Source organism: Chryseobacterium sp. RU33C (genome assembly GCF_900156015.1).
Classification (GTDB): Bacteria; Bacteroidota; Bacteroidia; order Flavobacteriales; family Weeksellaceae; genus Chryseobacterium; species Chryseobacterium candidae.
Genome location: NZ_FTMT01000001.1, coordinates 201,945 through 216,110 on the forward strand (window position 1 = coordinate 201,945; position 14,166 = coordinate 216,110).

A 14,166-nucleotide genomic window follows, 5' to 3' on the forward strand; every position below is an offset into this window, starting at 1 on the left:
TTAACCTTATATTGGCAAAGAATTAAGCTAAATATATGGAAAATCTGAAAATCTGGCTAAAGAAAAATGGCTTCACTGCAATACTGACTGTATTGTTTATTGTTATCCTGATAAATAAAGATGCAAAAGCATGGCTGATGAGACAGGTAGCTTCCACAGGGTTTCTCAATTCAAGCATATCAGAACCAAAAGAAACGCAAAATAATTCAACCAAGATTTCCTATGCCGGATTTATGCTGAGAAATGAGGATGGAAAGATAACAGATATTTCTGCTTTTCAGAATAAAGTGGTTTTCATTAACTTTTGGGCATCATGGTGCCCTCCGTGCCGTGCCGAATTTCCTTCTGTCCAGAAAATGTATGACCATTACAAAAATAATCCGGATGTGGTATTTCTTACCGTAAACCTGGATGATAATACCGCTCTTGGAAAATCTTACTTAAAGGAGAAAGGCTTTACGGTTCCTTTTCTTACACCGGCAGGAAATATTCCTGATGTATTGTATAGTGGATCTTTACCGACAACGGTTGTACTGGATAGAAAAGGAGAAATACGCCTGCATCATAAAGGGCTTGCGGATTACAGTAAAGATTCATTTTATAAACAGATTGATGAGCTTCTGCAACAAAAACTTTAGTTGCTTAAGGCGTATTTTTATCTTGTAATAATATTGGATATATTACATTTAACAAATAATTCAAGATAATGGAAAAGAAGAACAGTTAATCCATGGAAAGGCAGGATGATAAAAGCTATTTACTGACTGTAGAAGTTAAAAATATGGAAAGTACTTTATAATGCTCGGGGCAGGCAGCTATTGACCATGATAGAAAATCCTGTAAAAAGATATTTTTTGATATAAATAGGTTTATAATTGATATTTAAAATATTCAATAAAAACATATTATTTAAATACAATCCACTATTTAACTCATATTTATTTTTCATTTAAAGGGTTCACTTATTTGTGAGATTTGCTATATTTGATTTAGCGAAAAATAGATTATCATTATTGAATTTTAATGAAATAATCACTTTCATATTTCAAAAAGGCATTTAAATATTAACTAAACAAAATTTATTATGAAACGTAAGCTCGTCTATCTTTTACTTCTTTTGACAAGTAATTTTACTTTTTTTAATGCACAGGTAGGTATTAACACATCGAATCCACAAGGAGTATTTAATATTGATGGTGCAAAGGATAATCCAACTACAGGAATACCATCTGTAGCACAACAAGCCAATGATGTAGCAGTTACTGTTGGAGGAAATATGGGGATAGGAACTACAGCTCCTACCAATAAACTTCATGTAAATGGTTCAAACCCATTGCGTCTTCAGGGAGTTGGAGCCGGAAATAGCAGCACAGATCCATTGTTGGTAGTTGATGCTAATGGAGTTGTAAAGAACATTGGTACGCTGGGAGCTTTATCTATTCCTAGCCCTGCAGTTTTCCGATTAGAAACTTTACAGTCCAACTTTTTGCAGTCACAGGGAGCAGGAGGATCACAGGTAGTACCTATGACTGTTATAAAGAATTCTATTCCGGGGCTTACCTATAATGCAGGCACAAGTACAATAACTTTTCCGGCAGGAACTTATCAGATCACATTTGTGTATGAAGCAATACATAATGCTACAGGATGTACCGTCAGTTCTTATTTTGTAGATTTTCCCCTGAATGCTACAACTTCAAGAATCCACAGTACAGGTTCCCATTCGGAGGGTGCCCTTTCCAATCATGGAGGAACAATCACTTATGCCACTACAGTTCCGGCCAACAGAAACTGGACGATCGCATTGGGAAGAGGGCAGTCAGGTAATTGTTCAGGTGCAGGAATGAGCCTTTCTGCAACCTCCACGCAGGTACTGGTATTCAGAATCGGAGATTAATCTTTTTAATATTCTCTAAAAATGATTATCCAAGAAAGATTCTAATAACACAAATACTAAAGCACTGGTTGATACCGGTGCTTTAGTATATTCAGAAAGCTATTGGTATATTCATTAATCAGTTTTTTTAAAACTAAAGCTTTTCATAACTTTATAGAGATCAATCCGTAATCATTATCAAGATGAATATTCAGCTTTTTTCAAAACATGCTTTAATAGGAGGGGCTACACAGGGAATAGGAGCCGGAATTGCCATTGAACTGGCTAAATGCGGAGCTAATGTGACCGTTATGGCCCGTAGTGAAGCAAAGCTTAAAGATTTCGTTTATGCACTGCCGGTTATCAGTCCTGATCAGAAACATGGATACCTGGTAGCAGATTTTTCAGATTTTGAAAGTTATAGAAAAATTATATCTGGATATTTTAATCATCATTCCATAGATATTCTGGTGAATAATACCAATGGTCCCGAACCTGGTTTAGCACTGGATAAAAATAGTGATGATTATCAGACCGCATTTGATCTTCTGTTCAAAACCGTTTGTGAAACAACATTACTGGCTTTGCCCCATATGATTCAACAGAAAAACGGGCGTATCATTAATGTTTCTTCTTTATCCGTAAAAGAACCGATTGGAAATCTGGCCTTGTCCAATTCTATCCGTTCTGCAGTGATTGCCTGGGCCAAAACACTTTCCAATGAAATTGCACAACATAATATCACGGTAAATAATGTGTTAACAGGGTATTTCGATACTGAAAGAATTCAAAAACTTGTGGCTCATGAAGCTCAGCAAAGTGGTGCAGGAGCAGAGGAAATAAAAAAGGCGAGGGAAAATAAAATTCCGATGAAAAGATTCGGACAGCCTGAGGAATATGGTCATCTGGTGGCGTTTCTGGCTTCAGAATATTCAAATTATCTTACCGGAACAAGTATTCCTCTGGATGGAGGATTGAATAATACCTATTAATCTCACTGAAGAGAATGTGATATGAAAGTGTTAATTAAATATGGAACTGTAATTTTACTTTTCTTACTTCTTATTCATTATACTCATACTTATTATGATTTTACGGTGTCAAATTCTAATATCATTATTCTTCCTTTAGTAGCAGGACTCATATTTGTCAATTTTATTCTGATTTATATTTATGAATCAAAAAATAAAGAGAAGCATAAAGTCACAAATTTATTATTGATTTTTTTAGTTGCTCTTTTTGGAATAAACCTTTATTTTAATAGTGTTCAATCCGAAAAGGAAGTAAAATATTCATGTTATATTTCTCCCGACCATCAATTGAAATCTAATGGATATGAAATTAAGTTATATAAAGATAAAACCTACAGGATCAATGAATACTGGTATGGTGAAAGCCGGCATTATTTTGGAAAATATGAGTTTGAAAATAACCTCCTGACTTTACATGATGAAAGGATTTCAGAAAAAACTGAAGAACTACTGACTTCAAAATACAAATATAATAGCATTAAAAAGTATTTTGAGCCTATAGAAAAAGGTTTTCCAAAGTTGAAATTGAAAATAAAGAATAAACTCCCCAATTAATGTAATAAACCCTTTTCCCCAGTTGTCATATACATATTGGAAAATATGATATGAAAAACTGGTCTTTTAAAAAATGGAACACCGTACTGGGATGGTTCCTTTTCGCTGTTGCGCTTATTGCTTATCTTTCAACAATAGAACATTCCCTGAGTTTCTGGGACTGCGGAGAATATATTTCTTCAGCAGTGAAACTGGAGGTAACCCATGCTCCGGGGGCTGCTTTATTTCAGATTATGGGAGCTGTAGCAAGTATTTTTGCATTAGGGAATGCTGAAAATTATTCTATTGTAATCAATGCTATGTCAGCATTGTTCAGTGCATTTACGATTCTCTTTCTATTCTGGACGATTACCCATTTTGTAAGAAGGCTTTTACATAAAGATGTTGAAGAAATTACAAAACATCAGGAAATCTCAATCCTGTTTGCCGGAGTGATTGGCGCTTTATGCTTTACATTTTCAGATACATTCTGGTTTTCAGCAGTAGAAGGAGAAGTGTATGCGATGGCTTCTATGTTTATTGCATTACTGGTCTGGCTCATCACCAAATGGGAAAATGAATATAAAGCAGCAGACAGCGAGAGATGGATCATTCTTATTTTCTTTATTATTGGGCTTTCCGTAGGAGTGCATATGATGTGCATGCTGGCTATTCCGGCCATATGTCTGGTTTATTATACCCGAAATTATACTTTTTCGTGGAAGAGTTTTATACTGGCCAATCTGATTACGCTGGGAATTCTTGCCTTCGTATTCAAGATCATTTTCCCTTTGATAATGACAATGTTCGGAAAGCTTGAAATTTTCTTTGTAAATGGTTTAGGACTTCCTTTTCATTCAGGAACAATTGCAGCTTTTGTTCTTATGTCAGCAATCAGTTATCTCCTGATTAAATATGCACGAAAAACCAAAAGAAACGTATACCAGACTATCGTTTTATCTATTGTCTATATGATCATTGGTTTTTCATGCTGGCTGGTAATTCCGATAAGAGCCAATGCCAATCCTCCGATGAACCTTAATGATCCGGATACAGCCATTGGGATGCGAGATTATTATAACAGAGTGCAATACGGTGACTGGCCTACTATTTACGGACAGAATTACACTGCATTTCTAGATAAAAACGGACTGGAAAAAGACGAAGACGGAAGTTATAAAAGAGACATCACCGGAGATATTTACGAAAAAGACGAAAAATCCGGAACTTACAGAAAAACCGGGGAAAGATTCAACTATGTGTTTAATAAATCTCACATAAGCTTCATGCCTAGGATGTTCAATGAAGATAAAGAGGTGACCGCCAATTACATTTCTTTATATGGAGCTCCTGATTTTACTTTTAATTATGATAATGAAGACATTGCAGACAATCCGGAAGCGAAAAGGATTTTTGAAGAACTGAGAGCAAAATATGAAGGAGATTCTATCACGGCAGAAGATTATCTGAAAGTGAAGCCGTATGATCTTATCAAGGTGCAGCGTCCATCCTTCGCTCAGAATATGGAGTATTTTATATCATTTCAGAACGGATATTATTTTGTAAGATATCTGATGTGGAATTTCGCAGGAAGGCAGAATGACTTTCAGGGGCATATGGAGAATACCAATGGAAACTGGATCTCGGGATTTTCTTTTATTGATAATGCTTTGCTTGGTAATCAGGATCATATGCCTGCCCAATTTAAAAATGAAAGTACCGTCAGGTTTTTCTTTTTGCCATTGATTCTTGGGCTGATTGGTTTCTTTTTCCAGCTCAACAGAGATTTCGGAAGATTTTATGCCATGCTTTCACTGTTTGTTCTTACAAGTATGGGAATTGTTTTCTACACCGGAGTAAAACCATTTGAAGTAAGGGAAAGAGATTATGCCATGGTAGGTTCGTTCTATGCCTTTGCCGTCTGGATAGGTCTTGGAGCGGGAGCATTACTTTGGCTGATTCAGTCTAAGGTTAAATCTAATGCTGCTAATATTGTTCTGGGAGTCATTTTATTAGGAATTCCTTTGATGATGGGATTCCAGAATTATACTTCGCATGACAGAAGTAAGAAGACAGCAGCCCGTGATTACGCCTATTCATTTTTAAGATCGCTGCCGAAAGATGATATTATTTTCATTTATGGTGATAATGATACCTTTCCGGTATGGGCAATTCAGGAAACGGAAAGATTCAGAGATGACGTGAAAACGGTCAACTTTACCCTCCTGGCTACTCCATGGAGTATTGATCAGGTGAAAAGAAGAACTTACAATGCAAAAGGAATTCCGGGTGAATTAACGCATGACGAATATAGAGACGGGATAAATGATCAGGTGTATCTGATGAAAAAAGAAGACTGGGAAGGACTTTTCCAAATGCTGAAAGAACAGGGAGCACCGGAAACTGCTTTTCAGGAATTCAGAAAGTATCTGACTCAGGATTCAATGACTCTTAAGGATGCGTTGAAATTCCTGAAATTACAATCATCCGCAAAAGATGAACTGCTGAAGATGTACTTTGGAGAAAAGCAATATGAAAAATACAATATCCTTCCGGTGAGTAAATTTATCCTTCCCGTCAACAAAGAAAATGCAGTAAAAGCAGGAATTATTAATCAGTCCGATCTTCCGGATACTGTGGATCAGATTATGATCAATTATGAAGCGAATACCCTTTACAAAAGCAATCTGATGATGCTGGATATGCTTGCCAATTTTGATTGGAAAAGGCCTGTCAATTTCTCTACAGGCGGAATGTACGACAGTGAAAATATCTTTTATCTGGATGAATATCTTCAGTTTGATGGTTTCAGCTACAGGCTGGTTCCTATTCATACCCCTCAGAGTCCGGATGGAGACAAAGGAAGAGTAGATGCCAATTCTCTTTATCAGGTGGTGAAAAACTTCAGATGGGGAAATTTTAAAGATCTGAGTATTTATTATGATGAAACGGCAACTTCTAATATTCTGGGTTACAGAATGTCTGTCAGCAGGGCAGTATCCGCATTGGTTGCAGGCGGGCAGAAAGCTAAAGCTTTGGAATTGCTGGATCTTGCCGCAAAAGAAATTCCTGTGGAAAAATACAATGATCCACGTTCACTAAGTGCGATGGTTACCGGGTATATTGTCGCCGGACAGGATCAAAAAGGACTTCAGCTGGCAGAAGAGCTCAAAAAAACAATATTTGAAGAATATGATTATTATCAGAATCTTTCTCCCTCATTTAAAGCAGCAGCCAAAAGACAGATGAGGTCTAAACCGATGGAATATGCACTCGTTGTCGCAGCCGTTACAGAAGCTTACAAAACTTTAGGACAGAATGAAAAAGCCCATGCTTACGTATTAAAATCAATGGAGCCTGTTGATAAGAAATTCAGTATTTTTATAAAAGGACTTGAGCAGATGGGTAAAGAAAAAGCGGGTAAGGAAGCTGAAAATGTACGCCAGATTGCTCCTTTTTATCAGTACTTATTCAATGTCATGGAACCTTTTGATTCCACCTATTCCGGGAAAAAAGAAATTGAAATCACGAATGCGATGATGAAAGCGACACGATAAAACTTAAATAAAAGAGGCTGTCTCAAAAGTGTCATTCTGAACGAAATGAAATGTAGTGAAGAATCTCATATATTTGGTTATCAAGGAGATTCTTCCTTCGTCAGAATGACAAAAGTCAGATTGTTTGACTTTTGAGACAGCCTCTTTTTAATGTAAATCAGAATGAATTAATAGAATCTCATTTTATCAACGCAAAGAATTAAATACTTGATTCTATATATTGAGGGAGCAAAAGGGTTTGATCAATTTCATTGATCATTTTTAAGCGAATGTATTACCAGAAAGCTTAATCTGCGACAAATTCGCTCATCTTTCCTCTCTTAAAATTATAAGAATTGCAGATGAAAATTTGCGTTTATTAAAATAAGTTTAATCAGATTTGAATCATTCATCCTAACGTTTTTCTTTCAGCGACCAGCCGAATTTCAATCCAATGATAAAAATAACCAAAAGCAATTCACCAGCGGCCAGTAAAATATCTCCGGGCACACGCATCCATCTCAGAAAATGCATGATATCTGTTTGCATAAATTCTGCAGAGCGTGCATACCAGTAACCTTCTTTTATAGAGGCTACAGACTGCATAATTCCTATGGGAAGAAGACTTATGCTTACCATCACCAGCAATCCTAAGTTGATCATCCAGAACGCCCAGCCTATTAATTTATCATTCCACTGTCGGTCAGGATAAAGCCCGCGCAAAACAAACATCATCAATCCGATTCCCAGAATTCCATAAACTCCGAATAAAGCTGCATGTCCGTGTACAGCTGTAGTATTCAGCCCCTGGATATAATACAATGCAATAGGAGGATTGATGGCAAATCCGAAGATTCCGGCACCAAGGAAATTCCAGAAACACATGGCAATAAAGCAGTAGATAGGCCATTTGTACGCCTGAATCCATGGGGTAGATTTACTCAGTTGGTAATTCTGATACGCTTCATAGCCTATTAAAACAAGCGGAACAATTTCTAATGCACTGAAAGTTGCTCCTAAAGCAAGTACAGCGGTAGGCGTAGCACTGAAATACAGATGGTGGAATGTCCCCAGAATACCTCCGCCAAGAAAAATAATGGTAGAAAATAACACTGCATTCGTAGCAGATTTCAATCTTAACAATCCCAGCCTTGTAAATAAAAAGGCTGCCACTACCGTTGCAAAAACTTCAAAAAATCCTTCTACCCAAAGATGAACTACCCACCATCTCCAATATTCTGCAATGGCCATATGGGTTTGTCTTCCATACATTAATCCAGCTCCGTAAAATAAAGCAATAGCTACAGATGAAAGGGTAAACAGGATCAGCAAATGACGGTCTCCATCTTTACGTTTCAAAGCAGGAAGCAATGCTCTGACCATTAAAATCAACCAAAGAATAAGCCCGATGAGCAGTAAGATCTGCCACACTCTTCCCAGCTCCACATATTCATAACCCTGATGCCCCCAAAGAAAATTATCTACCAGGCCAAGCTTTTGCATTACGCCAAGCCATTGTCCGGTTAATGATCCCAGGACAACAATCAATAAAGCTCCGAATAATATATTCACTCCCAGTTTCTGATATTTCGGTTCATGCCCTGAAACTGCGGGAGCTATATAAAGTCCTGTGGCCAGCCATGAGGTGGCAATCCAGAATATTGCAAGTTGTACATGCCAGCTTCTGGAAACCGACTGTGGTAAAAACTGGTCCAGAGGAATTCCATAAAATCCGCTTCCTTCCACACCATAATGGGCAGTTACTACTCCGGCAAGCATTTGAACAAGGATCAGCAGTGCAACGACCCAAATATATTTCAAAGTGGCTTTCATAGAAGGAGTAGGCTTCATATTTCGTAAAGGATCTTCGTGTGGAAGTGCCTCGCTGATCTCTTCCTCTTTGTTTCGGGCATGGTAAAATACCAGGAGACCTACACAACCCAGTAAAAGCAATATACTGAATCCCGACCATAAATGCAGAGAAGGAGGAGGAACGTTTCCCACCGATTCATCATACGGCCAGTTATTGGTATAGGTCACATCATCTCCAGGTCTTTCCGTAATGCATACCCATGTACTCCATGCAAAGAAGGCATTCATTTTAGCCATTCTTCCGGTATCTTTGATGGTATTCTCAGGAATGGCGTACTGATCCCGAAGTGTTGCCATGGATGTATCATTCATGAATAATTTTGAATAATGCTGTGAAAGCTGTTTCTGCACTTCAGCCCGTTCCGGAGAGAAAACAATTTCATTTTTACTTTCGTTAAAAGTATTGGTACGAAGTTCTTTTTTCAGCAGTACCTGATATTTAGCCTGTTCATCATCAGGAAGGTCTTTGTAAACTTTACCTTCCTTTTTAGCCAGCTCATCAAGCAGCAGAAGAGATTCCCTGTGAAGATAATCAGCTGTCCAGTCCGGTGCAATATAAGCACCATGTCCCCATATACTTCCTACTGTTTGTCCGCCAATAGACTGCCAGACATTCTGTCCGTCTTTAATATCCTGTGCGGTTGCAATCACCGTTCCGTCTGTGCTGACTACTTTCTCCGGAATGGGTGGGATTTTCCTGTAAATTTCAGTCCCATAGAAGATAAGAACAGCAAACGAGGCAGCCATTACTACAGCAAGCCATATCCAAAGTTTTTTAGGTGTCATTTTGTATTCTTTTTAAGATTCTACGGCAGATTCTTTCTCCAGTCGGATCGCTTTTGGGAAAAGAATGTTATTCTCAAGATGAATGTGTTGATGCAAATCATTTTCAAAATCCTGAAGCATGGCAAAAGCTACTTTGTAAGTGTTGCAGGCATCTGCAGGGGGAAGGTATTCATTTGTAATTTCTGCGATCCTTCTGAAACGGTCACCTTCTACGGTATGTTCATGTTCCATCATATGAACAGGATTTTCTACGGTTCCAAAATGAGGCTTTGGAAGAGGACTTCCGGATATTTTAGCCTTCACCATATTTTTTACAAATGGGAACAGAATAAGTTCTTCTTTTTTCATGTGAGCAGCCAGATCATATGCTGATTCATTAAATAAAGAATTGATTTCAAACAGTTCAGGATGTCTTCCTCCGTGCACTTTACACAGTTTATCAAGGAATGCCTGCAAAACAGGAGTTTTTTCTTCTATATAACGGTGATGGGTTTTCTCAATATAATCTGTCAGAAGATCCAGAGGCCAGCTTTTGAAGTCGATTGAAAAACTTTCATTTTTTGGAAGCGCATCCAGTTCTTCATAAATTTTTTCAGGAGCAAGTTTCTTATGGCTGCATGCTTCTTCAATGGTTCTTCCGCCTTTACAGCAGAAATCAATACCGTGTCTTTTAAAAATTGCGGCTGTTCTGAAATCTTCAGCAACCATATTGCCTATAAAGTCTGTTCTTGTATTCATAATATAATACTTTTTTGTCTTTTATTATTTTAAAATTTTTTTTTTACTTTTTAAGGCATAAAATATATTTTACCATCTGCCGGGCATTCTCCTTACTTAATCCTGTATGAGGAGTCATGGGGATTTCGCCCCAATTGCCTTTGCCACCGTCAATGATTTTCTGTGCCAGCATATCAAGATCAGCATCCGAATATTTTGCTGCAACTTCCTGGTAAGAGGGACCTATTAATTTTGAATCTATTGTATGACAGGTAAGACAATCTGTTCCTTCAATTAATTTCAATCCTTCATGTTTCGGTGTATTTGAGGAGGAGGAAATTTCAGGAGGTGTTTCTACTGTCTGTGGTTGGATAACCTGTTGTTCAGAATAAGGTTCAGCCTGTGGAATGGGAGTCGTTTCCGGTTTGGAACAGGAAAATAATAATGTAGTTAAAGTCAATGCAATAATGGTATTTTGAACAAATGTTTTCATGATAAATAGTTTTATTATTAAACTGTATTTCTTTTGAATTGTAAAATGATGGCTGTTATGAACATTAGTGCTTTTGCTGTTTCGGAATAAATAAAATAGTCATGTAATGGAGTAGGAGATAGTGCTTTTCCTGATGAAAGCAAATCGACACGAGAATCCAATACAGGCAGCATCCAGAACTGTTCTAAGGCAAGTAATAAAAATATAACAGCCAGAATGATAAAGTCAGTCTTCGTATAATTTTTCCAACTGACGGACATCAATATCAGTATTACGATAAGAAATCCCCATTGTATTTTTGAAGAAAGTCCAAACATGAGTTTTCCTAATCCTAATGCCGCCGGAAGGGTAATTCCAGGAACCTGAAACTTTAATGGTGTCTCCAGAAAGCTGATGGTGATAAACATTCCGGTCATGAGGCAGAATAACATCAGTACAAGAGGATTTTTAAGTTCTGATTTCATTATATATAATTTAATATTAAAAGATCTTTTTATCTTTTATTTGTTTAAATTTTTTTAAGCCTTCAAATGAGTAAGCTGTAAGTCCAGATTATCGACAAACATCTGAATTTTTGAGGTTTCAAGCATGATTCGAAGATCCTGTCGGATACTTTTGAACTGATCATGAAGCGGGCACGGATGCGTTTCTGAACACTGATCAAGTCCAAGTCCGCAACCCGTAAAAAGCTTATCTCCATCAATTTCTCTGACAATATCAGCAATGGAAGTGTTCAAGTTTTTATGATCCATATAGAAACCTCCGTTCGGACCTTTGGCAGATTGTACAAATCCTTTTCTGCTCAGATCCTGCAAAATTTTAGCAATAAAATGCTCCGGCGAATGGATACTTTTTGAAATGTCCTTAATACCAACTCTGCTGTCATTTTTAGACTGCTGGGCTATATAGATTAAGGCTCTTAAAGCATATTCGCACGTTTTTGAAAACATTTTACTGAGTTTTATGGAACAAATATAGAAAGATATTTTTAATAAAAGATAAAATAGTCTTTTATTTTTTTCTAAATCTGATGAAGATCATCTATCATGGGTTTAACTTATAATATTTTGGGTCGCCTTATTACTCTTTCTAAGATCAGAGGGTCTCGACTGGGTAAATTCATGAAAGGTATCGCTGAAGGCGCTGATGGAACTGTAGCCCACATCATCGGCAATTTCATTGATGGGTTTGTCTGTATTTAAAAGCAGTTCAATGGCTTTGATGATTCTTAATGTTTTCAGATACTGAAGGAAAGAAATATCCATATCCGCCTTGAAAAGGCGTGACAGGGAACGTTCACTCAAACCAAATCTGCTGCTTACATTGGACAGTGTCAATTTTTCCCCGATATTCCGTTCCAGATAAGATACAATTTTCATCATCTGTTTGTTGTGGGTGGCAGGAAGAATAATAGGCAAGGGCTGTTGATGGGTTTTAGGAAGGATTTTTTTTAGAGCCACTAAAAATTCGAAGTTTTCATCTTTTAGTGTTACGTGTTTTTCATCCCAGATTTCAGAATATTTGATCATCTGGATCAGGAGTTCTGATGCCGGATAAATGCCCAGTCTGCTGTAGAAAGGATCTGAAATATCATCATGAGCATAGAAATAAAGAGAACGCAGAACAGTGGCGGTATATCCGATTTCTAAAATATGCTCCATTCCCTGCGGAATCCAGAAGAAATGTCTTGCCGGAACCACATAGGTCTTGTTGTCAATCGTAATATAGGCGATGCCTCCTTCTACATAACTCAGCTGCCCTTTCGTATGTTTGTGAAAAGGAATCAGTTTTTCTGATTTTTCATGCATAACAAATACACTTTTATCGTCTTTATCAATGTCTGGAAGTGCAGCAATTAATCCCATAAAAAAGTTTAAAATCCCAAAGAATATACAAATATAATAATTTGGCCGGAATCATGTAAAAGTTGACTATTTTAGATAAATAAAATTTCCGGATTGCCAATAAATTTGCAGTGCAATAATTCAAAAATTCAAATGAAAATTTATGTCGCCGGATTGCTGATGTTGGGGATTTCCTCCACTATATCAGCTCAGACCGGCAGTCCAGCAAAGGATACCATACGAATCTCCTTAAAAGATGCATGGCAGAGAGCGGAAGAAAACAGCCGTCATATCAGAATCAATACCATCAACGCAGACATTGCCGAAGCCGAAGTAAAAGATGCCAAAAGAGAGCGCCTTCCGGAAATAGAAGTTAAAGGCTCTGCAGAAAAGGCTTCCAACATTCCCATCTATGAGAACGGAATTTTTTCCAAGCCAACACAGCATGAAGTAATTCATACGCTTTACAGAGCCGGAGCAGATTTTTACCTGAACATTTATAACGGAAATAAGCTGAATCTTAAGATTAAGGAAAATCAGACGCTTCAGAAAATTAAGGATATTCAGAAAGAAAAATCAGTTTCTGATATTCATTACAAAACTGCAGCGCTTTATCTTGAACTCCAGAAAACTTTGATTTTCAGAGATCTTATCAAACAGGATATCACTGATCAGAAGACACAGCTTAAAGAGATACAGGCTCTTTATAAAAATGGAGTGGTATTAAAAAGTGATGTTTTAAGGATTGAACTGGAACTTTCCAAAAGAAAAATGGCGCTGGTGACCATAGAAAATGATATTCTTATCGCGATGCAGAAACTGAATATTATTTTGGGTATTCCCGATGAGCAGATTGTTATTCCTGAAGCCCCGTTTAATCAGTGGAATGAGAGTACAACTTATAATGAGTTTCTGAAACTGGCATTGGATCATTCTTTTGATTATCATGTTTCTGAACAGCAGACAGCGCTGAGTATGATCAGACTGAAACAGGTAAAAGCGAATATAAGACCTAAAATCGGGATGTATGGTGAATTTTATTACGCCAATCCACAGATTTTTCTGTATCCCTATAATCCTTATTGGTATTCATTGGGAATCGTTGGAATTAAAGCTTCATTTTCGATCTCTTCTCTTTACCATAATACTCATAAAGTAAAAGCTGCCCAGCTGGAGTTTGAAAAGGAAGAGGAAGTACACAAGGATACTGAAGATAAGGTAAGACAACAGGTGAAAGAAGCTTATCTGCGTTACCAGGAAGCTTTAGAACAGATAAAAGTGGCAGAAGCCAATGTTGCTCAGGCAAAGGAAAATGCACGTATTATTAAAAATACATACTTCAGCCAGACTTCTCTTATTACAGAACTGCTGGATGCAGATATACAGTTGCTTCAGACAAAATTTGAACTGGAAGCCGCCAAAATTGTGGCACAAAACAATTATTATTTACTACAAAACATTACAGGCGTTTTATAAT

Annotated in this window: 12 protein-coding genes; 6 read left to right on the forward strand and 6 right to left on the reverse strand. The window is 37.2% G+C overall.

Annotated elements, in window-relative coordinates:
- The first annotated feature begins 35 nt into the window (after positions 1 to 35).
- From BW946_RS00915 to BW946_RS00935, 5 genes are all read left to right on the forward strand, one after another.
- A complete protein-coding gene (locus BW946_RS00915; RefSeq protein WP_076594376.1) occupies positions 36 to 638 on the forward strand; it encodes a TlpA family protein disulfide reductase in 603 nt (200 codons plus the stop codon).
- Between the two features lie 446 nt (positions 639 to 1,084).
- Positions 1,085 to 1,897, forward strand: coding sequence for a hypothetical protein (locus tag BW946_RS00920; protein WP_076594377.1), 813 nt, complete (start codon positions 1,085 to 1,087; stop codon positions 1,895 to 1,897).
- A gap of 182 nt (positions 1,898 to 2,079) precedes the next feature.
- Positions 2,080 to 2,868 carry an SDR family oxidoreductase gene (locus BW946_RS00925; RefSeq protein ID WP_076594378.1) on the forward strand — a complete coding sequence of 263 codons (789 nt, stop codon included), beginning with the start codon at positions 2,080 to 2,082 and terminating at the stop codon, positions 2,866 to 2,868.
- Between the two features lie 21 nt (positions 2,869 to 2,889).
- The gene (locus BW946_RS00930; RefSeq protein WP_076594379.1) at positions 2,890 to 3,462 is read left to right on the forward strand and encodes a hypothetical protein; all 573 of its coding nucleotides are present in this window, start codon (positions 2,890 to 2,892) and stop codon (positions 3,460 to 3,462) included.
- Between the two features lie 50 nt (positions 3,463 to 3,512).
- Positions 3,513 to 6,998 carry a glycosyltransferase family 117 protein gene (locus tag BW946_RS00935; RefSeq protein WP_076594380.1) on the forward strand — a complete coding sequence of 1,162 codons (3,486 nt, stop codon included), beginning with the start codon at positions 3,513 to 3,515 and terminating at the stop codon, positions 6,996 to 6,998.
- A 393-nt stretch (positions 6,999 to 7,391) separates the two neighbouring features.
- On the opposite strand, the gene BW946_RS00940 is transcribed toward BW946_RS00935, so the two are convergent.
- The 6 genes from BW946_RS00940 to BW946_RS00965 all read right to left on the reverse strand — a co-directional run bounded on the left by BW946_RS00940 (position 7,392) and on the right by BW946_RS00965 (position 12,710).
- Positions 7,392 to 9,635 (reverse strand): nitric-oxide reductase large subunit, encoded by a 2,244-nt coding sequence (locus BW946_RS00940; protein WP_076594381.1) that lies wholly within the window; start codon positions 9,633 to 9,635, stop codon positions 7,392 to 7,394.
- Between the two features lie 12 nt (positions 9,636 to 9,647).
- Positions 9,648 to 10,373 carry an iron-sulfur cluster repair di-iron protein gene (gene ric / locus BW946_RS00945; RefSeq protein ID WP_076594382.1) on the reverse strand — a complete coding sequence of 242 codons (726 nt, stop codon included), beginning with the start codon at positions 10,371 to 10,373 and terminating at the stop codon, positions 9,648 to 9,650.
- Positions 10,374 to 10,416: 43 nt separating this feature from the next.
- On the reverse strand, positions 10,417 to 10,845 hold the full coding sequence (locus tag BW946_RS00950; protein WP_076594383.1) for a c-type cytochrome: 429 nt from the start codon (positions 10,843 to 10,845) through the stop codon (positions 10,417 to 10,419).
- Between the two features lie 17 nt (positions 10,846 to 10,862).
- The gene (locus tag BW946_RS00955) at positions 10,863 to 11,309 is read right to left on the reverse strand and encodes a hypothetical protein (protein WP_076594384.1); all 447 of its coding nucleotides are present in this window, start codon (positions 11,307 to 11,309) and stop codon (positions 10,863 to 10,865) included.
- A gap of 54 nt (positions 11,310 to 11,363) precedes the next feature.
- On the reverse strand, positions 11,364 to 11,795 hold the full coding sequence (locus tag BW946_RS00960) for an RrF2 family transcriptional regulator (RefSeq protein ID WP_076594385.1): 432 nt from the start codon (positions 11,793 to 11,795) through the stop codon (positions 11,364 to 11,366).
- 102 nt (positions 11,796 to 11,897) lie between these two features.
- Entirely contained in the window at positions 11,898 to 12,710 is an 813-nt protein-coding gene (locus BW946_RS00965) for an AraC family transcriptional regulator (RefSeq protein ID WP_076594386.1), read from the reverse strand.
- 132 nt (positions 12,711 to 12,842) lie between these two features.
- Here BW946_RS00965 and BW946_RS00970 point away from each other — a divergent pair, with 132 nt between their 5' ends.
- Entirely contained in the window at positions 12,843 to 14,165 is a 1,323-nt protein-coding gene (locus BW946_RS00970; RefSeq protein ID WP_076594387.1) for a TolC family protein, read from the forward strand.
- The last annotated feature ends 1 nt before the right edge of the window (position 14,166 follow it).